This is a genomic window from Rhodococcus sp. FH8 (assembly GCF_019266085.1).
In the GTDB taxonomy this organism is placed as follows: Bacteria; Actinomycetota; Actinomycetes; order Mycobacteriales; family Mycobacteriaceae; genus Rhodococcus_F; species Rhodococcus_F qingshengii.
In genome coordinates this window covers 83995-109138 of the sequence record NZ_LPNQ01000055.1, presented here as the reverse complement: position 1 = coordinate 109138, position 25144 = coordinate 83995, and the positions used below count along the sequence as shown (strand labels likewise).

General features: G+C 61.9%; 21 protein-coding genes and 2 tRNA genes. 8 read left to right on the top strand and 15 right to left on the bottom strand.

What is annotated here, in order from left to right:
• Positions 1-8 precede the first annotated feature (8 nt).
• The 14 genes from ATN38_RS02495 to dnaA form a co-directional block, all read right to left on the bottom strand.
• Positions 9-1118, bottom strand: coding sequence for a hypothetical protein (locus ATN38_RS02495; protein ID WP_054828211.1), 1110 nt, complete (start codon positions 1116-1118; stop codon positions 9-11).
• A 284-nt stretch (positions 1119-1402) separates the two neighbouring features.
• Positions 1403-1475: transfer RNA gene (locus ATN38_RS02490), tRNA-Ala, on the bottom strand.
• 176 nt (positions 1476-1651) lie between these two features.
• A tRNA-Ile gene (locus ATN38_RS02485) sits at positions 1652-1725 on the bottom strand.
• 75 nt (positions 1726-1800) lie between these two features.
• Positions 1801-3195, bottom strand: coding sequence for a DUF3566 domain-containing protein (locus ATN38_RS02480; RefSeq protein ID WP_218747541.1), 1395 nt, complete (start codon positions 3193-3195; stop codon positions 1801-1803).
• Positions 3195-5726: a DNA gyrase subunit A gene (gyrA, locus tag ATN38_RS02475; protein ID WP_047272672.1), complete on the bottom strand. Its 2532-nt coding sequence runs from the start codon at positions 5724-5726 to the stop codon at positions 3195-3197. Before gyrA ends, ATN38_RS02480 begins: the two co-directional genes overlap by 1 nt.
• Positions 5727-5812: 86 nt before the next feature.
• Positions 5813-7849 (bottom strand): DNA topoisomerase (ATP-hydrolyzing) subunit B, encoded by a 2037-nt coding sequence (gyrB, locus tag ATN38_RS02470; RefSeq protein WP_003942515.1) that lies wholly within the window; start codon positions 7847-7849, stop codon positions 5813-5815.
• A 197-nt stretch (positions 7850-8046) separates the two neighbouring features.
• Positions 8047-8970 (bottom strand): alpha/beta fold hydrolase, encoded by a 924-nt coding sequence (locus ATN38_RS02465; protein WP_007729179.1) that lies wholly within the window; start codon positions 8968-8970, stop codon positions 8047-8049.
• 28 nt (positions 8971-8998) lie between these two features.
• A complete protein-coding gene (locus ATN38_RS02460; protein WP_054188747.1) occupies positions 8999-10120 on the bottom strand; it encodes a PDR/VanB family oxidoreductase in 1122 nt (373 codons plus the stop codon).
• A complete protein-coding gene (locus ATN38_RS02455) occupies positions 10120-11031 on the bottom strand; it encodes a metal-dependent hydrolase (protein ID WP_007729174.1) in 912 nt (303 codons plus the stop codon). The genes ATN38_RS02460 and ATN38_RS02455 overlap by 1 nt, the downstream gene beginning before the upstream one ends.
• A 124-nt stretch (positions 11032-11155) precedes the next feature.
• Positions 11156-11701, bottom strand: a complete 546-nt coding sequence (locus tag ATN38_RS02450) for a DUF721 family protein (RefSeq protein WP_003942471.1) — start codon at positions 11699-11701, stop codon at positions 11156-11158.
• A complete protein-coding gene (recF, locus tag ATN38_RS02445) occupies positions 11694-12923 on the bottom strand; it encodes a DNA replication/repair protein RecF (RefSeq protein WP_064688058.1) in 1230 nt (409 codons plus the stop codon). The genes ATN38_RS02450 and recF overlap by 8 nt, the downstream gene beginning before the upstream one ends.
• Positions 12924-13832, bottom strand: coding sequence for a phosphogluconate dehydrogenase (NAD(+)-dependent, decarboxylating) (gnd, locus tag ATN38_RS02440; RefSeq protein ID WP_218747540.1), 909 nt, complete (start codon positions 13830-13832; stop codon positions 12924-12926).
• A gap of 44 nt (positions 13833-13876) precedes the next feature.
• Positions 13877-15061 (bottom strand): DNA polymerase III subunit beta, encoded by a 1185-nt coding sequence (dnaN, locus tag ATN38_RS02435; protein ID WP_007729165.1) that lies wholly within the window; start codon positions 15059-15061, stop codon positions 13877-13879.
• 589 nt (positions 15062-15650) lie between these two features.
• On the bottom strand, positions 15651-17213 hold the full coding sequence (gene dnaA / locus ATN38_RS02430; protein ID WP_003942491.1) for a chromosomal replication initiator protein DnaA: 1563 nt from the start codon (positions 17211-17213) through the stop codon (positions 15651-15653).
• A 780-nt stretch (positions 17214-17993) separates the two neighbouring features.
• Between dnaA and rpmH the strand changes: the two genes are divergently transcribed.
• From rpmH to ATN38_RS02400, 6 genes are all read left to right on the top strand, one after another.
• Positions 17994-18137: a 50S ribosomal protein L34 gene (gene rpmH / locus ATN38_RS02425; RefSeq protein ID WP_003942540.1), complete on the top strand. Its 144-nt coding sequence runs from the start codon at positions 17994-17996 to the stop codon at positions 18135-18137.
• 26 nt (positions 18138-18163) lie between these two features.
• A complete protein-coding gene (gene rnpA, locus ATN38_RS02420; protein ID WP_003942450.1) occupies positions 18164-18544 on the top strand; it encodes a ribonuclease P protein component in 381 nt (126 codons plus the stop codon).
• Positions 18541-18921 carry a membrane protein insertion efficiency factor YidD gene (yidD, locus tag ATN38_RS02415; protein WP_007729147.1) on the top strand — a complete coding sequence of 127 codons (381 nt, stop codon included), beginning with the start codon at positions 18541-18543 and terminating at the stop codon, positions 18919-18921. Before rnpA ends, yidD begins: the two co-directional genes overlap by 4 nt.
• Before the next feature lie 4 nt (positions 18922-18925).
• A complete protein-coding gene (gene yidC, locus ATN38_RS02410) occupies positions 18926-20032 on the top strand; it encodes a membrane protein insertase YidC (RefSeq protein ID WP_003942570.1) in 1107 nt (368 codons plus the stop codon).
• Between the two features lie 20 nt (positions 20033-20052).
• Positions 20053-20616, top strand: a complete 564-nt coding sequence (locus tag ATN38_RS02405; RefSeq protein ID WP_003942504.1) for a protein jag — start codon at positions 20053-20055, stop codon at positions 20614-20616.
• Positions 20617-20850: 234 nt separating this feature from the next.
• Positions 20851-21726: a GNAT family N-acetyltransferase gene (locus ATN38_RS02400; RefSeq protein ID WP_042453666.1), complete on the top strand. Its 876-nt coding sequence runs from the start codon at positions 20851-20853 to the stop codon at positions 21724-21726.
• Positions 21727-22525: 799 nt separating this feature from the next.
• Here the strand turns inward: ATN38_RS02400 and ATN38_RS02395 are convergent.
• Positions 22526-22663, bottom strand: a complete 138-nt coding sequence (locus ATN38_RS02395) for a hypothetical protein (protein ID WP_157838935.1) — start codon at positions 22661-22663, stop codon at positions 22526-22528.
• A 717-nt stretch (positions 22664-23380) separates the two neighbouring features.
• Between ATN38_RS02395 and rsmG the strand changes: the two genes are divergently transcribed.
• Positions 23381-24061 carry a 16S rRNA (guanine(527)-N(7))-methyltransferase RsmG gene (gene rsmG / locus ATN38_RS02390; RefSeq protein ID WP_019746204.1) on the top strand — a complete coding sequence of 227 codons (681 nt, stop codon included), beginning with the start codon at positions 23381-23383 and terminating at the stop codon, positions 24059-24061.
• Positions 24062-24142: 81 nt separating this feature from the next.
• Positions 24143-25144: a ParA family protein gene (locus ATN38_RS02385; RefSeq protein ID WP_003942510.1), complete on the top strand. Its 1002-nt coding sequence runs from the start codon at positions 24143-24145 to the stop codon at positions 25142-25144.

Below are 25144 nucleotides of genomic sequence, written 5' to 3'. Positions count from 1 at the left end.
CAGTCTGTTTACGGGGCGAAGCGCAAAATCGCGGCAACTGCGCCGCCGCCCGGAATGTCCTCCGCGCGAACAGCGAGCACCCGCGCACCCGTCAGGAGCGCACGACGAGCGATCTCGTCGACGACCCCGTAGGTGCTTCCGTTGGTCGACTCACCGGTCGTGAGAGCGCCCGTCTGGGGATCGAGACTTCCGGGTACGACGGAATCGATGTCGATGAAAACGGTGTCGACCTGTCCGTACGTCGCGGCTGTTGCCACGTCGGCGACGTCCGTCTGAGTGCGTCCCTGTTCCGTGCGCACATTGAAGGTGTCCCGCACCGCCGCCAGCTGCTCGGCATGGAAGTCGTCGAGCGCCGGACGCGAACCGTCCGCCACTTCCTGCGTCGACAAGGCTTCGGGGTTTCCCTCGACGGTTTTGTCGACCAGGTGGCGGTACGAATTCACGGAGCGATACACCGACGCGATGGGTTCCGCAGCGGCCAGAATCAAGGGGACGTCACGGCCGGCGAGCACACCGCGGACCTCGTGATCGACTGCGCGGGCGTACTGATTGACGCGCAGCTTTCGGCTGTCCGAACCCGAGAGCCGACCCGCCTCGGTGCGACTGTTGATCGACGACTTGCCCGCGTGATCCGCAGCGTTCTTCGGCATTCCCTGAACACGAACCTCGTCGGCCGGTTGATCGGCGGCGATCTCGATCAGTCGCACCGAACCCTCTGCCAGAGCGAGAACAAACGCCGTCTGGGGGAACGTCACCGAACGGAGCAGTGGCTTGAGATGAAACCGATCGCTGACCGTTTCGAGCGCCTGCAGACGGTTGGGGAGGCGGAAGGTCACCAGACGGTCCGGCGTCGCGTACGTGACCAATGAGCGCGACTGGAAGCGCCAGAAATCGTCGTCGTCGTCGAGCTCTGCGTATTCGGCCTCGAACTGCTTGCGCTCGGCCGGATCCTCCACCGATGCGAGTGCCGAGCGGACCTGGTCCTTGAAGGCTATGCGCGCTTTGTCGTAATCCTGCGGCGCATCTTCAGTCGGAGTAACGATGGTGATGCAGGTGGGCCCCTCCACCTCCGCGAGTGCGGCAATTTCACCGTGGCTGGGAATGTCGTTGTGAAGCACTACGAACCTCCTGAAATTGGGTTCTCCTCACGCTACGCCCGGCTGGTTATGACCACTAGACTTTCCGGAGAATTCGGGACGAACGGTCCATAGTGGGCGCGGTTCCGGCCACCCCACTCCGAGCGAACGGCATGTTCATCGCCTTCAGTGCGCCGGAAGTGCCGTTCGCTCAAAAAGGGGGCACACAAGTCGGGCAAGTCGGGCACCGGCCGGGGCGAGCAGAGATCGGGTACATCGGCATACAAAAACACCCTCCCGGATCCCGGGAGGGTGTTTTCTTACTGTGGAGCCTAGGAGATTCGAACTCCTGACATCTGCCTTGCAAAGGCAGCGCTCTACCAACTGAGCTAAGGCCCCGTTCGGTTTTCTGACCGGAGTCAGAGTACCTAGGTTCTATCCTGTTTCCAAATCGTGCCAAACCTTGTCTCCGCGCTGACTTTTGATCAGCTTGGTGACCCCGAGAGCTACCAGAATTCCGGCCCCGACAAGCAGGAAAACCTTCATTCCAGCAACCCTTCTTCGGCACATGGGAGTGGGCCTAGGAGGACTTGAACCTCCGACCTCTTCATTATCAGTAAAGCGCTCTAACCACCTGAGCTATAGGCCCCTGAACCGATTCCAAAGATTACCCCACCGGGCCGCTGACACCAAAACGGGCCCGGCGGAGCAATGTTTTCGCAGGTCAGTCGCGGTCGGCGAGAGTTACCTCTACGCCGCCAACCAGGTCGCTGCAGAGGTTGTAGATGAACGATCCGATCGTGACGAGTGCCGTGAAAAGCACCATGTTCGCGATGCCGATCAGCGCGGCGTAGCCGAACACCTGGCCGGCCGTCACCAGACCGTCCGAGCCGCCGTCGGCAACGATGTCGGTGAACGCGTTGTTCAGGCGATCCCAGACGCCCATGCCGTCGAGAACGACGTAGAGCAGTCCGACGGCCACCATCCACACGAAGAACAGCGACACCGAGATCACGGATGTGATCTTGAGCGTGGACCACGGGTCGATACGACGGATCTGGACCGTTGCGCGCAGCGGCGCACCGTCCACGACCGAGGCCGATACGGCGTGAGTTTTCTCACCCTTCACCGCAGCAGGCAACGGATGCTTGGCCTCGGAGAGGTCAGGCATGTCCTTCGGTAGATCCTTGCGATCGATGTGCCGAGTCGGCCCGTCGATCGCGGCGGCTTTTGCTTTCGGATTAGCGACCGTGGGATTGGCGACCGTGGCGTTTCCAGCCTTGGGATTTGCGCCCGAGGGTGTAACAGCCTTGGCTGCTGCCGCGCCGGCGACGCCACCGGTAGCTGCGGCAGCCGCCGTTCCCGTCACGACGGGACGTGCCGACGGGTTGCCGGCAGGACGACCCGTCGGTGCACCGGCAGCGGGGCGACCCGATTGCGGCTGTCCCTTCGGCGCACCACCCTGCGCGGGGTTTTTGGCCGGACCACCCTGCGCCGGACCACCCTGCGCCGGGCCGGCCGCTGCAGGACGCTGCGGACCCGCAGGCGGCTTACCCCCGGCAGGAGCTGCCGGTCGACCCGCAGGAGCACCAGCGCCGGCTGGGCGCGTGATGTTGGTCTGCGGCTGACTTTGCGGAGCCTGATTCTGCGGTGGCTGAGCCTTCGACGCCGGGGCCTTGGACGCCGGGTTCTGAGCAGCGGGGTTCTGAGCTGGCTGCCCCTGCGGCTGACCCGACGGCTGGGGTCCGCGTTGCCACGGCGGCGCCTGGCTGCCACGAGCCTGATTGGCAACCGGTTGCGGCGGAGCCTGACCGTCACCCTTTGCCGGAGTTACCGGCGCAGCCGGAGCCACAGAAGGAGCGGAAGGAGCTTGACCCTTGGCCGCACCCGCGGCGTCGGAAGCCCCACCCGCCGGCTTCTGAGCCGACGGGCCGCGAGGCGGCTCCGGCGCCTTGGGCGCCGGAGCTGCCTCGGAAGCTTTGGGTCCGCCGTCCGCTGGAGCTGCAGGTTTCGAGGTCTGCGGCCCCGCCGGAGCAGTTGCCTGCTCCGGCTTCGGTGGCGTCGAACCTGAAGTGCTTTCGCTCTTCTGGTCACTGCCCGGCTGGTTGGGAGTGCTCACTAGGACTCCTTAGCTCCATCGGCATTGTCTGCGTTGTCGGTGGTCTCTGCAGCGAGCTCTTCGGGCTCGTCGGCGTTGCGCGCAATCGCGAGCAGTGTGTCGCCTTCGCCGAGGTTCATCAGACGCACGCCCTTGGTCTGGCGTCCCGCCTTACGAACCTGCTTGGCAGCCGTCCTGATGACGCCGCCGCCCGAGGTGATCGCGTACAGCTCGTCGTCGTCGTCGACGATGAGCGCACCGACCAGAGTGCCACGTTTCTTGTCGTACTGAATCGTGAGCACGCCCTTGCCGCCGCGACCCTGCACCGGGTAATCCTCCATGCCGGTTCGCTTGGAGTAACCGCCCGAGGTGGCGACCAGGAGGAACGTTCCTTCACGAACGACGTTGAGCGAGAGCAGCTCGTCGTCACCGTTGAAACGCATGCCCTGGACACCGGAAGTGGCGCGGCCCATCGGACGCAGTGCCTCGTCGGTGGCCGAGAAGCGGATCGACTGGCCCTGTGCCGAGACGAGAAGGAGGTCGTCTTCGGCGGAGCAGAGGACAGCGCCGACCAGTTCGTCTTCACCGCGCAGGTTGATGGCGACGATGCCACCGCTGCGGTTGGAGTCGAAGTCGGTGAGCTTGGACTTCTTGACCAGACCGTTGCGAGTGGCGAGCACCAGGTAGGGCGCGTCTTCGTACGTCTTGATCTGGATGACGGACTGAATGCGCTCGTCCGGCTGGAAGGCCAGCAGGTTGGCAACGTGCTGACCGCGAGCGGTACGGCTCGCCTCGGGCAGTTCGTAAGCCTTGGCGCGGTAGACGCGGCCCTTCGTGGTGAAGAACAGCAGCCAGTCGTGCGTCGACGTGACGAAGAAGTGCGAGACGATGTCGTCCTGCTTGAGGCCGGCACCCTGAACACCCTTGCCGCCGCGCTTCTGCGAGCGGTACAGGTCGGTCTTGGTGCGCTTGGCGTAACCGGTCTCGGTGATCGTGACGACGACGTCTTCGCGGGCGATCAGATCCTCGTCGTTGACGTCTCCGTCGGCGGCGATGATGCGGGTACGACGGTCGTCGCCGTACTTGTCGACGATTTCCTTGAGCTCGTCACGAACGATCGCGCGCTGACGCTCCGGGCGAGCCAGAATGTCTTCGAGGTCCGCGATTTCGAGTTCGATCTCGGCCAACTCGTCGACGATCTTCTGACGCTCGAGGGCGGCCAGACGACGCAGCTGCATGCCGAGGATGGCGTCGGCCTGGATCTCGTCGACGTCGAGGAGTTCCATCAATCCGGCGCGAGCGATGTCGACGGTCTGCGACGCACGGATCAAGGCGATGACCTCGTCCAGAGCGTCGAGGGCCTTGACCAGACCGCGCAGGATGTGGGCGCGCTCCTGTGCCTTGCGAAGCAGGTACCTGGTACGACGAACGATGACCTCGAGCTGATGCGCCGTGTACAGACGGATCATCTGGTCGAGGCGCAGAGTGCGCGGCACTCCGTCGACGATGGAGAGCATGTTGCAGCCGAAGCTGGTCTGCAGCTGGGTGTGCTTGTAAAGGTTGTTCAGCACGACCTTGGCAACGGCGTCACGCTTGACGGTGACGACGATGCGCATGCCGACGCGGTCCGAGGACTCGTCGTGGATGTCGGAGATGCCACCGATCTTGGCGTCACGAACCTGCTCCGCGATGGAGGTGATCAGGTTGTCCGGGTTGACCTGGTAGGGCAGCTCGGTGATGACGATTGTGGTGCGGCCCTTGGCATCTTCTTCGATCTCGACGACGCCGCGCATACGAACGGAGCCACGGCCGGTGGTGTAGGCGTCCTGGATGCCCTGTCCACCGACGATGAGCCCGTGCGTGGGGAAGTCGGGTCCCTTGATGCGCTCCATGACGGCCGCGAGGGTGGCTTCCTCGTCCGCTTCGAAGTTGTCGAGCGCCCAGTAGATGGCCTCGGCAACTTCACGCAGGTTGTGCGGCGGAATGTTGGTGGCCATACCGACGGCGATGCCGTTGGAACCGTTGATCAGCAGGTTCGGGATACGGCTGGGCAGAACCGTCGGTTCCTGCGTCTTGCCGTCGTAGTTCGGGGTGAAATCGACTGTCTCGTGGTCGATTTCGCGCAGCATTTCCATCGCGAGCGGCGTGAGCCTGCACTCGGTGTAACGCATGGCGGCTGCGCCGTCGTTGCCGCGGGAGCCGAAGTTTCCCTGACCGTCGACTAGCGGGTAACGCAGCGACCACGGCTGGGCCATACGAACCAACGTGTCGTAGATCGAGGAGTCGCCGTGGGGGTGGTAGTTACCCATGGTCTCGGCGACCGGTCGGGCAGACTTCACGTATCCGCGGTCGGGGCGATATCCGTTGTCGTACATCGCGTAGAGCACGCGGCGGTGCACCGGCTTGAGTCCGTCGCGGACATCCGGCAGAGCGCGACCGACGATGACGCTCATGGCGTAGTCGATGTAGCTGTTCTGCATTTCCTGCTGGATGTCGACCGGTTCGATCCGGTCGTGTTGCGGACCGTCCGGTGGCAACGTGGTGTCGGTCATGAGCTCACTTTCTTAAAAGAGGGGGCAAGCCCCTGTGCGCGGAAAAGGAGTCCGGGGACTCCTCAACCGCTCACAGGGCCGCAGGCCTACACGTCGAGGAAACGAACGTCCCGGGCATTGCGGGTGATGAAGCTGCGTCGTGCTTCGACGTCTTCGCCCATCAGCACGCTGAACAGCTCGTCGGCAGCAGCCGCGTCGTCGAGCGTGACGAGACGCAGAACGCGCACCGTCGGGTCCATCGTGGTTTCCCACAGCTCCTTGGCGTTCATCTCGCCGAGGCCTTTGTAGCGCTGGATGCCGTCGTCCTTGTTGATCTTCTTGCCGGACTCGAGGCCGGCCTTGACCATCGCGTCGCGCTCGCGGTCGGAGTACGCGAATTCCGGCTGCGCACCCTTCTGCCACTTGAGCTTGTACAGCGGCGGCTGCGCGAGGTAGACCTTGCCGTGCTCGACGAGCGGCCGCATGAAGCGGAACAGCAGCGTGAGCAGCAGCGTTGCGATGTGCTGACCGTCGACGTCGGCGTCGGCCATGAGCACGATCTTGTGATAGCGCAGCTTGGCGATGTCGAACTCGTCGTGGATGCCCGTGCCGAACGCGGTGATGATCGACTGGACTTCGGTGTTCTTGAGGACGCGATCGATACGCGCCTTCTCGACGTTGATGATCTTTCCGCGAAGCGGGAGGATCGCCTGGTACATCGAGTCTCGGCCGGACTTGGCCGAGCCGCCTGCGGAGTCGCCCTCCACGATGTAGATCTCGGACTTCTCCGGATCGTTGGAGCGGCAATCGGCGAGCTTGCCTGGCAGGCCACCGAGGTCGGTCGCACTCTTACGACGGACCAGCTCACGCGCCTTACGTGCGGCGACGCGGGCCTGCGCCGACGAAACAGCCTTGTTCACAATGGTTTTCGCGTCGGCCGGGTTCGCCTCGAACCAGTGCGCGAGGTGCTCGTTGCACGCCTTCTGCACGAAGGACTTGACCTCGGTATTGCCGAGCTTGGTCTTGGTCTGACCCTCGAACTGGGGTTCACCGACCTTCACCGAGATGATGGCCGCGAGTCCTTCACGGATGTCGTCACCGGTGAGCTTGGGATCTTTGTCCTTGAGCAGCTTCTTTTCGAGCGCGTACTTGTTGACCGTTGCGGTCAGTGCGGCGCGGAAGCCCTCTTCGTGGGTACCACCCTCGTGGGTGTTGATCGTGTTGGCGAAGGTGTGCACGGACTCCGAGTAGCCGGAGTTCCACTGCATTGCGACCTCGAGCTCGTGGCCGGTGCCCTTGGCGGTGAATCCGACGACCGAGTTGTGGATCGGGGTCTTGCTCTTGTTGATGTGCCGGACGTAGTCCTCGAGTCCACCGGGGTAGTGGTAGATACGGGTCTTGGACTTACGCGGCGCTGCCTGAGCAGCTTCTTCGGCTTCTTCGGCAGCAGACTTGGGAGCCTCGGCCACCTCGGCAGCTTCGTCGTCGATGACCTCGGCGCGCTCGTCGGTCAGCGTGATGGTCAGGCCCTTGTTGAGGAAGGCCATTTCCTGCAGACGACGCGCAACGGTCTCGAAGTTGTAGCGGGTGGTCTCGAAGATCTCGGGATCGGCCCAGAAACTGACGGTGGTGCCGGTCTCCTTCGTCGGGTCGCCCTGTACGAGCTCTCCCGGCTTGGAATCGGTGTACGTCTGCTGCCACCGGTAGCCGTCGACCTTGATGTCGACGTCGAGCCGGGTGGAGAGCGCGTTGACCACCGAGATACCGACGCCGTGCAGACCACCGGAGACGGCGTAGGAGTCGGAGTCGAACTTGCCGCCGGCGTGCAGCTGGGTCAGCACGACCTCGACGGTGGGGACTCCGGAGGCGTGCATGCCGACCGGGATGCCACGGCCGTCGTCGATGACGCGGATTCCGCCGTCTTCGAGGAGGGTGACCTCGACCTTGGTGGCGTGTCCGGCCATCGCCTCGTCGACCGAGTTGTCGACGACCTCCCAAATGAGGTGGTGCAGGCCGCGTTCACCGGTGGAACCGATGTACATGCCTGGACGCTTACGTACCGCCTCGAGTCCTTCGAGGACGGTGATGGACGACGCGTTGTAGTCCTTGCTGGAAGTGCTTGTATCTGACTTCTGGGCAGCCACGGGTGGGTAGCTCTCCTTCTCCGTCAATACTCGAGCGCAGCCGTCAGCAAGCCCTTGCGGGTGTCGTCGGAGCGGGTTCGAGAATGTTGCCGCTAGTTACCGTTGACCATCTTACTGGTAAGCACCGACTAGAAGCGGCCAATGACACCCCTGGCTGCGCCGCAGACGAATTTTTACGATCCCCGGAAGGTGAAACGCTAGGAACTTTGCTTCTCCGAGCGACGCTCTCTCAGGCTCGCGATAAATGCCCGCGCATGTTCGGCAACCTCGCCCGGATGTGAAAACGGTGACCAGTGTCCCGCGGCAATTTCACGTCGCTGCAGGTCGGAGACCCATTTTTCGGTGTCTTCGTATCCCACCGGACGAACGGCTTTGTCGTACTTGTTCAGAATGAGCTGAACAGGCACGTCCGTGTACCGATCCCGCGGCTTGCCGAGAGACGGCCGGATGTTCGCGCGATAAAGCTTGAGTCCGTTCACCATGTCGTCGGCGATGGTGGGCGCGGTGTTGACCACACGGGGGTCCAGACCGTCGAAGAAGCCCAGAAATGCCGGCCAGTGCTTGGAGAACCACAGACGCAACGGAAGGGTGCACAGCCCGGGAATCTGGAACAGAACGGTGTAGGCCGACGCAATTCCCTGCGCCGCCGGGCCGAGGAAACGACGCTTGGACGCGCTCGCCCGGATCCACTTGCCGAGATGATCGAGATTGGGGCCCGAGATGGACGAGAACGACGCGATCTTCTCTTCGGCACCCGGCTCGCAGACCGCTTCCCACGTTTCGACGGATCCCCAGTCGTGCGCGAGGACGTGCACCGGCTTGCCCGGGCTGACCGCGTCGATGACGGCAAAAAGATCGCCGGCCAGTGCGCTCAGTTGGTAGTCCTGCACCCTCGAGGGGATTGTGCTCTCACCGGCCCCGCGGCTGTCGTAGCTGACGACGCGGAAGTCGTCTGCCAGCAAAGGCACGATGCGGTTCCACAGTTCATGGGTGTCGGGCCAACCATGCACCAGGACGATGGTCTCGCCGTCCGCCTTGCCCTGCTCGAACACGGCCAGGCTGACGGAACCGTTGGTCACGCGACGCGCGGTCACGGCATGGACAGGAGAGTGCTTCGACATTGTCGAACCCTTCGGAGTCGGGAAATATCTAGAGATCGAGAACGAGACGTCCACCGTCGGAACGGGATACGCAGATGAGCATCTCCGTTTCCTGTTCGGTGTCGGTCAGACGCCTTTCGCGGTGATCGGGTTTACCCGCGAGCACCTTCACACGACAGGTTCCGCAGAAACCCTGCTGACACGAGTACCCGACACCGGGCAATGCCTTCTTGATGACGTCGAGCGCGGACTCGTCGGCGGGCACGGTGAGCACCTGTCCCGAATTGACAAGCTGCACTTCGAATTCCTTGCCGTCGATCACCGGCGGAGCCCCGAACCGCTCGAAATGCAAAGCGGTGGAGGGTGTATCGCGGAAACCGCGGCGGACGGCATCGAGCATCGGCGTCGGGCCACAGCAGTACACGGCGCCGCCGACCGGCGCTCGTCCGAGAAGGTCTGTGGTGGTGGGCAATCCGAACTCGTCGTCCGGGCGCACGAAGACACGCTCGGGTTCCCAGGTTGCGATCTCGTCGAGGAACGGCATGGATTCACGAGAGCGGCCCGAGTACACGAAGTACCAGTCCATCCCCAATTCTCTTGCCGCACGGACCATTGCGATGATCGGCGTGATACCGATGCCGCCGGCGACGAACAACGCGCTGCCTTCTCCGACAAACGGGAAGCCGTTGCGTGGTCCGCGTACCGTGACGTGCTCACCGGGCTGGAGAGCGTGCATCTCGATGGAACCGCCACCGCCGTCGGGGATCCGGCGCACCGCGACGCTGTACCCCGTGCGGTCGGCAGGGTCGCCGCACAGCGAATACTGACGCCGCAGACCCGAAGGTAGATGGAAGTCCAGGTGCGAACCCGGATGCCACGGCGGAATCGGTGAGCCGTCTGCGGATTCGAAGCGCAGGCGAACGACGTTCTCGTCGGTCGCCACCACCTCACGCGTACTGACCACCATGTTCATGGCCGTGTCGGGGTTGTGGCCAGCGATCTCGGGGTTGTAGTCGTAGGCCGTCAACACCCGAAGGTACTTGTCCGCCAATAACTCCGTGATGCGCATGGCACGGTCGGGACGGTTCTTTCCGGACAAATCGGGTGGCGCCGGAAAACGCGGCAACCCGTCGTGCCCGGAGATGACGTCCTTGACCCTCGAGAGTGAAATCACCGTGCAGCCGCCTGAGCTGCGGGTGACGACGCGAGGTATTGCACCGCCTGGGCGGTCGAGCCCTCGTTACTGGGGTGATAGGACTTGCTGAAGTAGGTCGACATCCGCTTGACCAGCTCGAACGACGTGGGAACTGTGCCGCGCTTACCGGCCGCGATGAAATCGGACAGGTGGGGGCGTCGACGGCTGGGAGCCTGAGCGGCAAGCTCGGGATCGTTGCGCATCAAGAACCGGGTACCGCGAATCCACAGCCACACGATTGCGGGCGTGACGAGGATCTGGGTACGGATCCGGCGGGTCTCACGCTTGTCGAAGTAGCGCATAACGTCGTACGCGACGGCTCGGTGTTCGACTTCTTCGGCGCCGTGCCAGCGAAGGAGATCAAGCATGGTCGGGTGCATGCCGGCTTTGTCCAGTCCCTTGGCGTTGAGCACCCAGTCGCCGAGGAAAGCAGTGATGTGTTCGATGGCCGCGATGATCGCCAAGCGCTCCACCAGGTGATTCTCGGCACGCAGACCCGTCATCGGACGCGGTCCGAGCAGCTTCGAGAATGCCCACTCCATCTGCTGGGTGTACGGCGTCGGATCGAGGCCGTTTTCCTTGAGATGGACGAGGACACCCGAGTGCGCGTTGGAGTGCATCGCCTCTTGGCCGATGAATCCGACGACGTCTTCACGGAGTTTCTCGTCCTCGATCAGAGGAAGAGCTTCCTTGAAGGTCTCGACAAACCATTCCTCACCGGCGGGGAGGAGAAGGTGAAGCACGTTGAGAACGTGTGTGCTGAACGGATCGCCCGGAATCCAGTGCATGGGCAGATCGGACCAGTCGAACTCGACATTGCGAGCCTGCAACAGGATGTGATCCGGCTCGGCGAACGACGAAGCGGGTGTCGATATCTTCTGCGACATCTAGCTACTCCTTCATGCCTGCCGATCGGTGGGGAACGACAGCCTTGTGACACAGTTCACTCACTAGCGAGTTTTAACTGTAACACGAAGTAATAGGTAGAACCAGGGCCTGGTTGAGTTTTCCTCAGCCGTACGTATCGCGAGGTCCGCGGCCTTTCACATGCCTTTCTCCCTTGCGCCAGCTAGGCGCACTCGGACCGGTGATCCGCAGTGTCTTCACGACGCCGTCACCGACGGCAGCAGCGATCTTGGCCAGAATCTGGGACTGCATCATGCGCAACTGGGTAGCCCACGCCGTCGACTCGGCGGAGATGCTGAGAACACCTTCTTTCAGAGAGATCGGCTCGGCGTGCGCGGAGATGTCTTCTCCGACGACCTGCGGCCACCGACCGAGGACCGTGCCCTCGGACACCTTGGGGGACCACCCACGCGATTTGGAGATAGCGCTGGTGAGAGCGCCGAACGGCTGAGGGTCCCGCGCATCCGGGCCGGGGCCGGACCAACCGCTGCGTCGACGCGGTCGGCCACTTCCGTATTTGGGCGACGATCGCCCCTGCCCGACGGCCTTGCCGTTGGCCTTTGCCGTCGCGCGTGCCTCCTCGAGGGCACGGCGCGCCAGATCGATCCCTTTGAGCTCGGGCTCCGGAGCCGCGCTGCTGTCTTCAGTCATCGAACTCGACCTCCTGATCTGTCGAGCCTACGGGCACTATCCGGGATATCCGACCGTCTCCGGTATCGGAGGCTTCGACGCCGAACTTGGCCGCCTCGAGTTCGTCCGGTACATCCTCGGGAACGGCGGCCGTGATCAGCACCTGTTCGGCGGTGGCTGCAACGGTGGCGAGCGCACGACGCCGACGACGGTCCAATTCCGCGAAGACATCGTCGAGCATCAGGACCGGGTCGCTGCCGTCGGCGCGCAACAGGGCAAAACCTGCCAGCCGCAGCGAAAGCGCGAAAGACCACGATTCACCATGGCTTGCAAAGCCTTTCGCCGGGCTGTCACCGAGAATCAGCTCCAGATCGTCCCGATGCGGACCGACCAGACACACTCCGCGATCGATTTCCTTCGACCTCATCTGCGCCAACTCGTGGTGGAATCTCTCCTCGAGGTACGCAACGTCGTCGATACCGGAAATCCTTGCAGGATCGGTGAATTCGGGATCCAACGAGGACCCCAGACTGCTCTTGTATCGAATCGACGCCGGCCGGGATTCGGGTGCGATGGAACGATACGACTCCGCCAGATGCGGCGCCAGATCATGGACCAACTCGAGGCGCCCGGCCAACAATTGTGCGCCGTGAGCGGCCAGATGCCCGTCCCACACCTCGAGGGTGGAGAGGACGTTGTCGGACTCACCACCACGAGAACCGCGACGCAAAGCCGCACCAGCAGTTTTGAGTAGGGCTGAGCGCTGACGCAGCACTTTGTCGTAATCCGCACGGACAGCAGCCATTCGGGGAATCCGCGACGTCAACAACTCGTCGAGATAGCGTCGACGATCACCAGGATCACCACGTACCAACGACAGATCTTCCGGCGCGAACATCACCGACTGCAAAATCCCCAGCACTTCGCGTGGGCGACGCGTCGGAGACTGATTTATCCTGGCGCGGTTGGACTTTCCCTCGATCAGTTCGACGTCGATGGTCAGTTCGCGCCCGTTGTTGACCACCGTTGCACCGGCAAAAGCACTGGCGGAACCGCTGCGGATCATCGGTGCGTCCGTGGACACTCGATGAGAGGACAGCGTCGACAGATACCCGAGCGACTCGAGGACGTTCGTTTTACCGTGCCCGTTCGAACCGAGGAAGACAGTTGTTCCCGGCGTGAGGTCAAGCGTCAGCGAATCCCAGGATCGGAAGTCACGCAGCGAAAATCTACGAACGAACACTTAGCTTCCAGAAGCCGAATTCTTGGGCGAAGCGCTCTTGACCGCGTGACCACCGAACTGATTGCGCAAGGCCGACACCGCCTTCATGGCCGGTGAATCATCCTGTCGTGAAGCAAATCTCGCGAACAGAGCAGCGGAGATGACGGGAGCGGGGACAGCGTGCTTGATGGCTTCCTCTACCGTCCAGCGGCCCTCACCGGAATCCTCGGTATAGCCCGTGATCTGCGCAAGCTCCGGATCCTCCTCAAGGGCGTCGACAAGCAGATCGAGCAACCACGAACGTACGACGGTTCCCTTCGACCAAGCTCGGAGCACGCCCGGAACGTCCGCGATCAGGCTTTCCGCCTCGAGGAGCTCGTACCCCTCGGCATACGCCTGCATCAGGCCGTATTCGATGCCGTTGTGCACCATCTTCGCGTAATGACCAGCACCGACGGGGCCGGCGTGGACAAAACCGTCTGCAGCGTCGCCGTCGGGGCGAAGGGCGTCGAAGATCGGCATTGCCTTCTCGACGTCGGGCTCGGATCCGCCCACCATCAGGCCGTAGCCGTTCTCACGGCCCCAGATGCCACCGGAGACACCGCAGTCGAGGAAACCGATCCCACGGGCGCCCAGAAGCTCGGCATGGACAGCGTCGTCGGTGTAACGCGAGTTCCCACCGTCGATGACCAGATCACCGCCCTCGAGGGCATCCGCCAGTTCGGCAATGGTGCTCTGGGTGATTTCACCGGCCGGAACCATCACCCAGACGACTCGAGGTCCCTCGAGGGATGCAGCTAGTTCGGCAAGTGACCCGACATCGGTGACTTCCGGTCGAGGGTCGTATCCGATCACCTCGAGGCCATGAGCGCGCAAGCGCTCACGCATGTTGAAGCCCATCTTGCCGAGACCTACGAGTCCGATCTTCATACTGTTCTCCCTGGTCAGGCGCGAACTGAAGTGCGGGGTTCCACTCAGCCCGGGAGGCGAACCGGCATCAGCAGGTACGTGTACTCGCTCGAGGGCGCAGCGAAGTTACCGGACTCGTCTGCCGTGGGCTCTTCCTCGGCCGCGGGGCGAAGAACAGCCGGACGGCTGGGAGTGGTGAAGCCGAACAGAACGTTTTCGCTGTGAAGCGAATTCAACCCGTCGATCAGGTAACCGGGGTTGAACGCAATGGTGAGTGCTTCGCCCTGGAACGACGCGTTGAGCGTCTCTTCCGCGCGGCCGGCGTCGTCGCCACCCGCAGAGAGGAGCAGTCCGTCAGCGGAGAACTGCATGCGAACCTGTGCGCCACGCTCGGCGACGAGTGCTACACGCTTGATGGCCTCGATGAGAGGCGTGACCTCGACCGTTGCCATCGCGGTGTGCTGAGCAGGCAGCAACTGACGGAACTTCGGGAACTCGGCGTCGAGGAGGCGCGTCGTGGTGCGGCGTCCGTCGTTGACGATGCCGAGGAGTCCGTCGTTTCCGATCGTCGTACCGGAACCGAGAGCCAACTCGACCGGCGAATTTGCATTGCCGGCAAGCGTTTTCGCGGACTCGGACAAAGTCTTGGCCGGGATGAGAACAGCTGCTTGGACGTCGGGATTGGCCGGAGTCCACTCGAGTTCACGCACGGCGAGACGGAAACGGTCCGTAGCGGCGAGGACGATCGAATTCTGTTCGATCTCGACACGGATACCCGTGAGCATCGGAAGGGTGTCGTCCTTGCCGGCTGCAACGGCTACCTGGCTGATGGCTTCGGAAAACAGGTCGACGGGAATGGACCCGGACTGCTGGGGAAGCGTCGGAAGCTGGGGGTAGTCCTCGACCGGCATCGTGGGCAGGGAGAACTTGGCGCTTCCGCAGGAGATGAGCACGCGAGTGCCCTCGAGGGTCACATCGACCGGCTTGTTGGGAAGCGACTTGGTGATATCGGCAAGGAGGCGTCCGGAGACGAGTGCCTGACCTGCAGTTGTGACATCTGCCGAGACACGGACCTGCGCGGATACCTCGTAGTCGAACCCGGAAACGGTGAGGCCGGCTTCGGTTGCGTCGAGAAGAACTCCGCCGAGAACCGGCACGGGCGGCCTCGAGGGCAGGCTACGAGCAACCCACGCTACTGAATCAGCGAACTCTTCCCGGGAAACGCGAAACTTCAGGCTTCCAAGCTCCATCGCCGGGTTATTCCTCTCGGTAGGCATGTTCGTCTGCTGCGGATCTGCATCAGCTCACTTGAAGTCTGACACAGACCAAGCGATGCCCACCGTATGCCCTCGAGGGCGCAAGTGGAAAGCCGAAGCCGCGGCGAGCGCAGCCTGAGGCGAGGTTCTCAACAGGAGTTGTCCCCAGAACTATTTTCAAAGAGCTTTTCCTAGGAAATTCTCAGTAGTAGTAATAAGTCCTGTGCAATCTGTGGAGCAACGGTTGTCGACGCTGGTAGGTCCCCTCGAGGGCCTGTGCACTTCTCGAGGACAGACTCGAGGACCAATCGACCCCCTCTGTGCACTCTCTGAAAGTTTTCGGATTCCTCCTCGAGAACTCCACAGACTTTCGGAGTTATCAACACACTTATCCACAGATGTGAATACTTTTCACAAGAAACGAAGAGTTTGTTCTCATCGGCGTGTCTGACTCCGGCGTGTCGTCCCTCGAGGTGGCCAACCGCCCTCGACTCGAGGGGACCGCACGTGGAACCCTTCGAATACACCGATGCCGCTCGAGGGAACCTCTGCCTCGAGCGGCATCGATCGAAATAAGTGCAGGTCAACGCTTGGAGCGCTGCTTGATCCTTGCGGTCAACTCCTGAACCTGGTCGTACACCTTGCGGCGTTCCGTCATTTCCTTACGGATCTTCTTGTCGGCGTACATGACCGTCGTGTGGTCACGGCCGAACGTCTGACCGATCTTCGGCAAGGACAAATCAGTGAGCTCACGGCACAAATACATCGAGATCTGGCGGGCCTGAGCGAGTGGCCGGGCCTTACCCGGCCCACACAGGTCGTCGATCGACATGTTGAAGTATTCGGCCGTCACCGCCATGATCGTCGCCGCGTTGATCTCGAGGCTCGACGAATCGGGCATCAGATCTCGCAGGACCACCTCGGCCAACGTCAGATCCAACGGCTGGCGGTTGAGCGAGGCAAAAGCGGTGACGCGGATCAACGCGCCCTCGAGTTCACGAATGTTGCGCTCGATACGGCTGGCGATCAACTCGAGGACGTCGTGCGGGACCTCGAGGCGATCCATCCTCGCCTTCTTGCTCAGAATCGCGATACGCGTCTCGAGCTCAGGCGGCTGAACGTCGGTGATCAGGCCCCATTCGAAGCGCGTCCGCAGACGCTCCTCGAGGGTTGCCAACTGTTTGGGCGGACGGTCCGAGGAAACGACGATCTGCTTGTTCGCGTTGTGCAAGGTGTTGAAGGTATGGAAGAACTCCTCCTGAATACCTTCCTTGCCTTCGATGAACTGGATGTCGTCGACCAGCAGGACATCCGTTTCCCGGTAGCGACGCTTGAACGCGACCTTGCGGTCGTCACGAAGACTGTTGATGAAGTCGTTGGTGAATTCTTCGGTCGAGACGTACTTGACCCGCATGCCGGGGAACAGCCGCTGTGCGTAGTGGCCGGCCGCATGAAGAAGGTGCGTCTTGCCCAGGCCCGAAGCTCCCCAGATGAACAAGGGGTTGTACGCACGCGCCGGCGCCTCCGCGATCGCGACGGCAGCGGCATGAGCGAATCGGTTGGACGATCCGATCACAAAAGTGTCGAAGGTGTACTTCGCATTGAGGCTGTTGGCGCCGGACCCCGAAGCAGAAGGAGTAGCGGGCGGCTTCGTGAAGTACGACGGCCACGATTCGTGAACGCTCGCGAGTGCTTCGCGGTCGTCGTCGACTTCTTCGGTCTCGGCAGTCTCGGAGTCCGAAGGTTCGCCGTCGCCTTCGGTGAATCTGCGCCGACGGTATGCGCCCGATGAGTTGACCGACTCGAACTGACGGCTGCCCGTGCGCTCCTCGACCGGTTCGGCGGGTGCGTCGGCATCGTCTTCGAGTGCAATGCGGACACCGAGTCCCTCGACCTGGCCGCCGAGATGGCGTCCGAGTGCCTGCAGGATCGGCTCGCGTAGATCGCGCTCGATCGTCTCTTGAGCAAATGGCGATGGAACCGAGAGGAGTGCAAAACCCTGAGCAAGTGTGAGAGGCCTCACCAGACGGACAAATGCCTTCTGCTTGCTGCTCAAAGCCGGAAGATTACTTCCGGGGTCATCACTCGTGAGTTCTGCAACCACGTCGACCCAGACCCGTGCGAGCGCGTTGGGATCGTCGTTCACGTGGTTCCTTCCCGTGTTTCGCCGACAGTGGGTGTGCTGCAGCTGCCGAGCGTATGGCTGCGGCGTCGAATGATTCGGTGGATTACCACCCGGGGTGAGAACCCCGTAACAGGCTACGAATATGCCACCTGGGCTGTGTTTCCACACAATTATCCACAGATGTGGACAAACCTGCATCGAGTCGGTTTTTTCGTCAACCAAATTCGTCAAAGTGACCGAGAAATTGATCTACCTGCAACTTTGTCGGAACTCGAGGCGTTCGCCACTTGGTGTCGGGGATGCGTCAACACTCACAGCCCTGTGGATGAATGTGGAAACTCGGGATTCGGGGTCGCGTCCGGTGCTCGTGCCCGTATGTGCTGATGAGGCCTTGTCGAGAGCGTGCGCGGGTGGAACTGTCCGGGTTGCCTTCGGGTCACCTGCGTTCCGTAGCGGAACTGTTGCCAAGGTCACACTTGCCGGCCCGCTCGAGGTCACGGCCGTATGCACACCGCGAACGGAATCTTCGGAATAATGGAAGTGTCGGCGTGTCGCCGCAGTTGCCGCGGGAGGGCCCTGAATCGGGCTGGTTTGACCTTGGCAACGGTGGTAAGTAACCTCGAACGGTCACCCGCTGGTGGTGATCGCTTCGTGCTGGCTACATATGTCAGGTCGGAACGGTCTTCCAAGCCACAACGAGTGAAGCTGATTGTTCTGTACCTGTTGTATCCAAAGGCGCCGTAAGGCGTCGATCACTGAATGACGCCGGGAGGCGTCAATGAACTTCGAGGAGTGTTGACCGTGGCCAAGGGCAAGCGGACGTTCCAGCCGAATAATCGCCGCCGCGCGCGTGTTCACGGCTTCCGTCTTCGTATGCGTACCCGTGCGGGTCGTGCAATCGTTTCGGCGCGTCGCCGTAAGGGCCGCGATTCCCTCACCGCCTGATCTGATTTCGAGTTCAGGAGCTCGGGGTGTTGCCTGAGCCGTTCCGGTTGCGTCGCCACGCGGATTTCTCCGTGGCGGTGCGACGTGGACGTCGTATGGGAAGACGCGACCTTGTCGTGCACGCGTTCGATCGCGAGCAAGTAGAGGCGCTGGTAGTAACAAATCACGGTCCCCGGTTCGGGCTGATCGTGAGCAAGGCTGTCGGGCCGGCGGTGATTCGACATCGAGTCGCACGCCGGCTTCGTCATATCTGTGCAGATTTCGTCGGACAGGTTTCACCGGAGACAGACGTGGTTATCCGCGCACTTCCGGGTGCAGCTACCGCCAGTTCAGCCGAACTGGCCAAGCAGTTGCGCGGGGGCCTGACCAAAATGAACCTATTGGTGTCGGTAAGTGAAGAGCCATGAGTACTCCGCTCTCTGAGCAGATCGAGACTCCCAGAGCCTCCCGTGTCATCACGGTGTTGAAGGCTGTGCGTCGCGCTCCCGCCACTGTTCTCATCTTCTGTATCGAGTTGTACCGGACGTATGTGTCGCCCTTGAGGATGCCGACCTGCCGGTTCACCCCCACCTGCAGTGAATACGCAGTCGAAGCGCTGCGCACTCACGGGGCGATCAAAGGCCTTTTCTTGACTGTGGTGCGGTTGGCGAAGTGTGCCCCCTGGCATTCTGGAGGGTGGGACCCTGTCCCTGCCCGTCGTGACCGTGATGCGGGTAGCCGCCATAGCTGTCCGGAAGCACGCGCAGCGTGTCACAGTCCGACGGACGAACAGAGGAGTACTTAGAGCCGTGCTCAATTTCATCTACTATCCGGTATCCGCGATTCTGTGGGTCTGGCACAAGGTCTTCGGGTTCATTCTCGGCCCGGACAACGGAATAGCCTGGGCGCTTTCCGTGGTGTTCCTGGTGTTCACCTTGCGTGCGGTTCTGTACAAGCCGTTCGTGAAGCAGGTCCGCACGACGCGTCAGATGCAGGAACTGCAGCCACAGATCAAGGCATTGCAGAAGAAGTATTCGGGCGACCGTCAGCGCCAGGCCGTCGAGATGCAGAAGCTCCAGAAGGAGCACGGATTCAACCCGATCATGGGCTGTCTCCCGGTCTTGGCTCAGGCTCCGGTGTTCATCGGTCTGTTCCACGTCCTGCGCTCGTTCAACCGCACCGGCACCGGCATGGGCCAGCTGGGCATGAGCGCCGAAGACAACCTCAACACCCCGAACTACGTCTTCTCGGCCACTGACGTCCAGTCGTTCCTGGATGCTCGTCTGTTCGGCGCGCCCATCTCGGCCGCGATCACGACGCCGGTTGCGCAGCTTCAGGCCTACGTCACCGAGAACGTTCCCGAGCTTCCGTCACGGCTGAACATCATTCTCGTGGCCGCTCCGCTGATGATCATCGCCAGCATCGCGACGCACTTCAACTCACGCGCTTCTGTTGCCCGTCAGAGCGAAGCAGCTGCCGCGAACCCGCAGTCCGCGATCATGAACAAGCTCGCCCTGTACGTCTTCCCGCTCGGTGTTCTGGTCGGTGGACCGTTCCTTCCGATCGCGATCCTCCTGTACTGGGTGTCGAACAACATCTGGACCTACGGTCAGCAGCACCTCGTCTTCCGCAAGATCGACGCGGAAGAAGAAGCCAAGAAGCAGGAAGCGATCACTCGCCGCAACGACAATGCGCCCAAGCCCGGTGCCCGTCCCGATCCCAGCAAGAAGAAGGGATCTCCGGCTGCGCTGAAGACCGCGGATTCAGCCGACGACGACGGTGACGCCCCGGAAGTTTCGCTCAAGAAGCCACAGCCGAAGCCCTCGGGTTCCAGTGGTGGTTCCACGTCGAAACCGAAACAGAACCGGCCACAGAGCAACCGCGGCAACTCCCCCAAGCGCAATAAACGGCGCTGATCCAGGAAAGAGAACGACCAATGTCCAGTGAAGCTGACATCGTTGTGGATGGAGAGAACGCAGACGTGAGCACCGAGACCACTGCGCCGGTTACCGATGTGGATGTAGACATCGACGATTCCGATGACGACCTGATCGAAGAGGGCGAGATCGCCGGCGACTACCTCGAGCAGTTGCTCGACGTTCTCGATTTCGACGGAGACATCGACCTTGACGTCGAGGGCGATCGGGCGATCGTCAGCATCGACGGCGGCGACGACCTGACCAAGCTTGTGGGACGTAAGGGTGAGGTTCTGGATGCTCTCCAAGAGCTGACTCGTCTGGCTGTTCAACAGTCGACCGGCGAGCGCAGCCGCTTGATGCTCGACATCGCCGGATGGCGGGCGGGCCGCCGCGAGGCACTCAGTGCTCTCGGTGCGGAAGCTGCACAGCGTGTTCTCGAGACCGGCGAACGCGAAGAGCTTGCTCCGATGACGCCGTTCGAACGCAAGATCGTGCACGACGCCGTCGCCAAGGTCGCCGGTGTTTCCAGCGAGAGCGAAGGCGCTGAGCCGTCTCGCCGAGTAGTTGTCCTCAAGGACTGACACTCCCCCCTTGATCGAATGCGGGCCCCGGATTTTCCGGGGCCCGCTTTTGTGTCCGAGAGTGTTTCACGTGAAACCGAATCCGGCGGCACGGTGAAGGTCAGGTGCCTATCGTTGTCGACACGGCCTATCTCTATTTCGGAACCTGTCGTCAATGAAGCGTCGTGAAGGGAAGCAATCTTGCTGATACGACCCGCGACACGGGCCGAGCTGGAAGAGCCCGTGGGGTTCGCGATGAACGATCCGGTCGAGTTCGTCGACACTGACTCGCTCCGGGAAGAGGTGGCGGCCGGACGGCTTCGTCCGGAATGGAGTTGGTTCGCCGTTGACGGCTCCAGGATCGTCGCGCGTGCCCTGTGGTGGGGGCGTGAGGACAGTGAGCGTCCGCTCGCCCTTGATTTCCTGCACGTGCTGGCTGACGTGCCGGATCGTGCTGCGCTTGCCGCCGAACTCATGTCGCGGGCGCACACCGAGTTCCATGCGAAACCTGAGTATGTGCTGGTCGTGCCGACCGCCGGGCAGGACGCGAATTCCGCCGTCGCAGACGCCGTGTCCTGGCGTCGTGAGGCGGCCCAGGCGGCCGGACTGACCGAGATCATCGAGCGGCTGCGTTTCGAGTGGACGCCTGCGGCCGGTGTGCCCGCCCCCTCCGAGCGTCTGACTTTCCGTCCCGCCACCGATGAGGAGTTCCTCGCGGTGTTCCAGCGGGTCGCTGTCGGCAGCCTGGACGTCGCCACGCAACGAGGCATCGCGGCTACGGACATCGTCAGCCAGGCCCGGGACGATCTCGAGTTCTACCGGTCGTGCCCCGGCGAACGATCGTGGTGGCGGCTGGCGGAGACCATGGACGGGACGCTGGTCGGCTTCGCGATCCCGTCCGCGACGCCCTACCACCGCAACGTCGGATACCTCGGAGTAGTGCCCGAGCTACGCGGGTGCCGCTACGTGGACGACATCCTCTGCGAGATCACCCGCTTTCACGCAGCCGATGGCGCCAATCGCATCACCGCGACCACGGACGTACCCAACACACCCATGGCCGCGGCGTTCAAGCGGGCGAACTACCAAGTGACCGAGGTCAGGATGGTGTTCGAGGCCCCGGCGGGCTGATCCGGGCCTCAACCGGAGGTTCGCTGCCGTCGTGCCGGCGCGGGCCTTTCTGTCCAGCTTGTCCGACGGTGTACGGGGTGACGCGGAGACCGCCGTGTACCAGGGGGTAAAGGTGGCCAGGTTCCAACTCGGCCCACATATCCTGCTGCAACGGTGTTATACGAAAATGGCTAGCGACCGAGACTTCGATCCCGAACATATCTCGCAGGCGGGCGGCGATGTTGGGTGCTTTGAGCGGGATGCTCGTGTGCGGCCTGAGTTGTTGGCCCGTGGTCTTCGAACTGCAGCAGAGAATGGAAGTCCAGTCTTTCCCGCCCGGGCGGGGTGGAGTATTGGCTCTGCTGGTTGTTGCCGCTGGGAGTTGTCGCCGTCGTATTCATTCCACTTGCACTGGCATGGCGATCCGGGAGAGCAGTCATGCTCAGCTTGCCTCATTGCCTCATTGCCTCATTGCCTCATTGCCTCATTGCCTCATTGCCTCATTGGCTGTCGGCGGCACACTGTGCACGTTCGGATAATCGATCGACAACACGGCGTACTACATGTGAGCCCCTCCCCTCCCCCAGCGGAAATAGTCGGCCCTTCGTTTCACGTGAAACCGGATCGATGGTTGTTGCCCCGAGCCCTCGATCTCCATCCCAGATTGGTATTGGATGTCTACTGGATGGCGATCACGACCCAATGGCTTCTGGTGTGCCATCGTCAGCGCGAACCCCAACCTGACGGATGCGGCCGTGAACCAACTTCAGCCCGTCACCGTTTGCTTGCTCGATCATCGCGATCTGTGGGGCTTCGGCGCCTAGATCGCCGAGATCGGATCGTCTTCGGATATTTCGAATGTCGCGAACGGTTCGTCGTGCGCCGGAGTCGACGATCGTTCCGGAGATGCCAAGTGGCGGATCTCGTGTTCGAGTCCCACCCAGTGTCGAGCCGGCATGGAACGACGGTGCAGTTCGATGAAGAAATTTATGTGGTGCGGATTGCTCAATGCATCTGCGAACGGAGTCGAGGGCGAGCCCAATGCTGCGGAGTGCGTTCACCATCAGTCCAGAGGAGAGGGTGAACTCTCGGATGCGCATCGGTAGGTGCGAAGCTCCTTGGATTGATTCTCGTTTTGTGATGACAAGTCTCCGGTGTTCCGCAACAGGAGTGTCAAGCCGCCGGATATATGGCTCGCAACAACCGGCGATGAGATACCGAAGCTGTCCGAGATCTGGAATCGAAGTCTGTTTTCCGAGTCGACCTACAGAGAGGATCTGACTGACCGAGTCCGTTCTGCAGTCCGACGTCGGCGATCTTTTGCAACGACTTTTCATCGAAAATTGGTCTTTTTGGGTCAGAATTCCATCCATGTAACTACCCGTGACAGTTTCGTCACTGTGATGATATTGATAATCGACCTCCTATCTGCGTTCGATCGCCCGGCTATGTTTCACGTGAAACGCATCAGAATTGGAAGATTTGTCAGCGCGATGTTTCACGTGGAACGTGAACCCCTCCCCTTCCCCACTTGAATTTTGGGCGGAATACTTCCCAAAGAATGAACGAGTCGGCAGACTCACAGCGAGTCGGTGTGCAGAAGCGAACACATGTCGGCTCCAGAGCGGATAATGATTTCGGTCTTGATTGTTGATTTCGCGGTTTACGCGGGAGGATGTTTCACGTGGAACAGAATGGTGCGGCGTCGGTTGACTGGGACGAACAAGAGACTGCGCGCGCAGTGTTCGGTGACAGATATGAGATCGCGGAACGGTACTACCAATCCCTGGCAACGGATGGTGTCGAGCGCGGGCTCATTGGTCCCCGTGAGGTTCCCCGACTATGGGAGCGTCACCTTCTCAATTGCGCAGTGATCGGTGAACTGATCGCCGAAGGTGAGTCGGTTGTGGACGTAGGAAGCGGTGCCGGCCTACCCGGAATCCCTCTCGCGATCGCCCGCCCGGACTTGAAGGTGACTCTCGTCGAACCGTTGCTTCGACGCTCGGTGTACCTCGCGGAGTTCATCGAGTCCAACGGATTGGACGTATTGGTTGTCCGAGGGCGAGCCGAGGAATCGGGTGTTGTGAAGGAAGCGGGCGGCGCGGATGTAGTCACCTCGCGAGCTGTGGCGCCTCTCGAGAAGCTCGCACGTTGGTCCCTCCCACTCATTCACGAGCACGGCCGGATGTTGGCACTCAAGGGTTCGAGCGCCGCCGAGGAGATCGAGCGAGACCGTACGGCGCTCACCAAGTTGGGCGCAGGTAAGTTGGAAATACTCGAATGCGGAGCCAAGATTCTCCGCACCCCCACTGTTGTGGTGAAGGCCGAACGTCTCCCGAAGCGCCGCCAGCGTTGATGATTTACACGCATGCAATCGAGAGCAATGTACAGATGATGAGAGCACCTAGTGATCGATTCCCAATCGAAGGAGCAGTCAATGTCGGGTCGATCTGAATCCGCCGTTTCACGTGAAACACCGAAGCAGCACACGAGTGCGGGTGCGGATCAGATCGTCAACGACGACGACAATTTCACCGCCCCCTACGCGGCGATCTCCTCGGAGGAGACCCCCATCGGGGCGGCCGCGCATCGAGCGAGCCAAGTGCTTCATCCCCATTCGGTGACGCTGCCGAAGCCGGCGTTCCGCCGCGTGATCACCATCGCGAACCAGAAGGGTGGCGTCGGCAAGACGACGACCACGGTGAACCTTGCGTCGGCGCTCGCTCTTCAAGGGCTCACTGTCCTTGTGGTCGATTTGGACCCTCAGGGCAACGCCAGCACCGCTCTGGGCGTCGTCCATACCTCGGGCACCCCGTCGAGCTACGAGCTGCTCATAGGCGAAGTGAAGGCCCCGGAGGCGATCCAGACCAGCCCGCACAGTGAGCGCCTTCTCTGCATCCCGGCAACGATCGATCTGGCGGGCGCCGAGATCGAATTGGTCTCCATGGTTGCCCGCGAGAATCGACTCAAAGGCGCGCTCAACGACAAGGTGCTAGCAGAGCTTGACGTCGACTTCGTCCTCATCGACTGCCCGCCCTCGCTGGGACTGCTGACTGTCAACGCGATGGTCGCTGCCAAGGAAGTTCTGATCCCGATCCAGTGCGAGTACTACGCCCTCGAGGGGGTCGGTCAGTTGCTCCGCAACATCGAACTCGTCCAGGCTCATCTCAACCCGGATCTGCATGTCTCCACCGTCCTTCTGACGATGTACGACGGGCGCACCAAGCTGGCCGACCAGGTCGCCGAAGAAGTACGCAAGCACTTCGGTGAGGCCGTTCTGCGCGCTGTGATTCCGCGCAGCGTGAAGGTGTCCGAGGCTCCCGGATACGGGATGACAGTTCTCGACTACGACCCGGGTTCGCGTGGCGCCATGAGTTACCTCGACGCCGGCCGTGAACTTGCCGCCCGCTCTGCCACCACGACGACCCAGGAGCAGTGA

Excerpts from the sequence above, each read along its gene's own strand:
- gyrA (WP_047272672.1), bottom strand. The coding sequence starts at position 5,726 with ATGACCGACACCACGTTGCCACCGGACGGTCCGCAACACGACCGGATC.
- ATN38_RS02465 (WP_007729179.1), bottom strand. The coding sequence starts at position 8,970 with ATGTCGAAGCACTCTCCTGTCCATGCCGTGACCGCGCGTCGCGTGACC.
- ATN38_RS02455 (WP_007729174.1), bottom strand. The coding sequence starts at position 11,031 with ATGTCGCAGAAGATATCGACACCCGCTTCGTCGTTCGCCGAGCCGGAT.
- ATN38_RS02450 (WP_003942471.1), bottom strand. The coding sequence starts at position 11,701 with ATGACTGAAGACAGCAGCGCGGCTCCGGAGCCCGAGCTCAAAGGGATC.
- gnd (WP_218747540.1), bottom strand. The coding sequence starts at position 13,832 with ATGAAGATCGGACTCGTAGGTCTCGGCAAGATGGGCTTCAACATGCGT.
- dnaN (WP_007729165.1), bottom strand. The coding sequence starts at position 15,061 with ATGGAGCTTGGAAGCCTGAAGTTTCGCGTTTCCCGGGAAGAGTTCGCT.
- yidD (WP_007729147.1), top strand. The coding sequence starts at position 18,541 with ATGAGTACTCCGCTCTCTGAGCAGATCGAGACTCCCAGAGCCTCCCGT.
- ATN38_RS02405 (WP_003942504.1), top strand. The coding sequence starts at position 20,053 with ATGTCCAGTGAAGCTGACATCGTTGTGGATGGAGAGAACGCAGACGTG.
- ATN38_RS02400 (WP_042453666.1), top strand. The coding sequence starts at position 20,851 with ATGAACGATCCGGTCGAGTTCGTCGACACTGACTCGCTCCGGGAAGAG.
- ATN38_RS02395 (WP_157838935.1), bottom strand. The coding sequence starts at position 22,663 with ATGCCGGCTCGACACTGGGTGGGACTCGAACACGAGATCCGCCACTTG.
- rsmG (WP_019746204.1), top strand. The coding sequence starts at position 23,381 with ATGTTTCACGTGGAACAGAATGGTGCGGCGTCGGTTGACTGGGACGAA.
- ATN38_RS02385 (WP_003942510.1), top strand. The coding sequence starts at position 24,143 with ATGTCGGGTCGATCTGAATCCGCCGTTTCACGTGAAACACCGAAGCAG.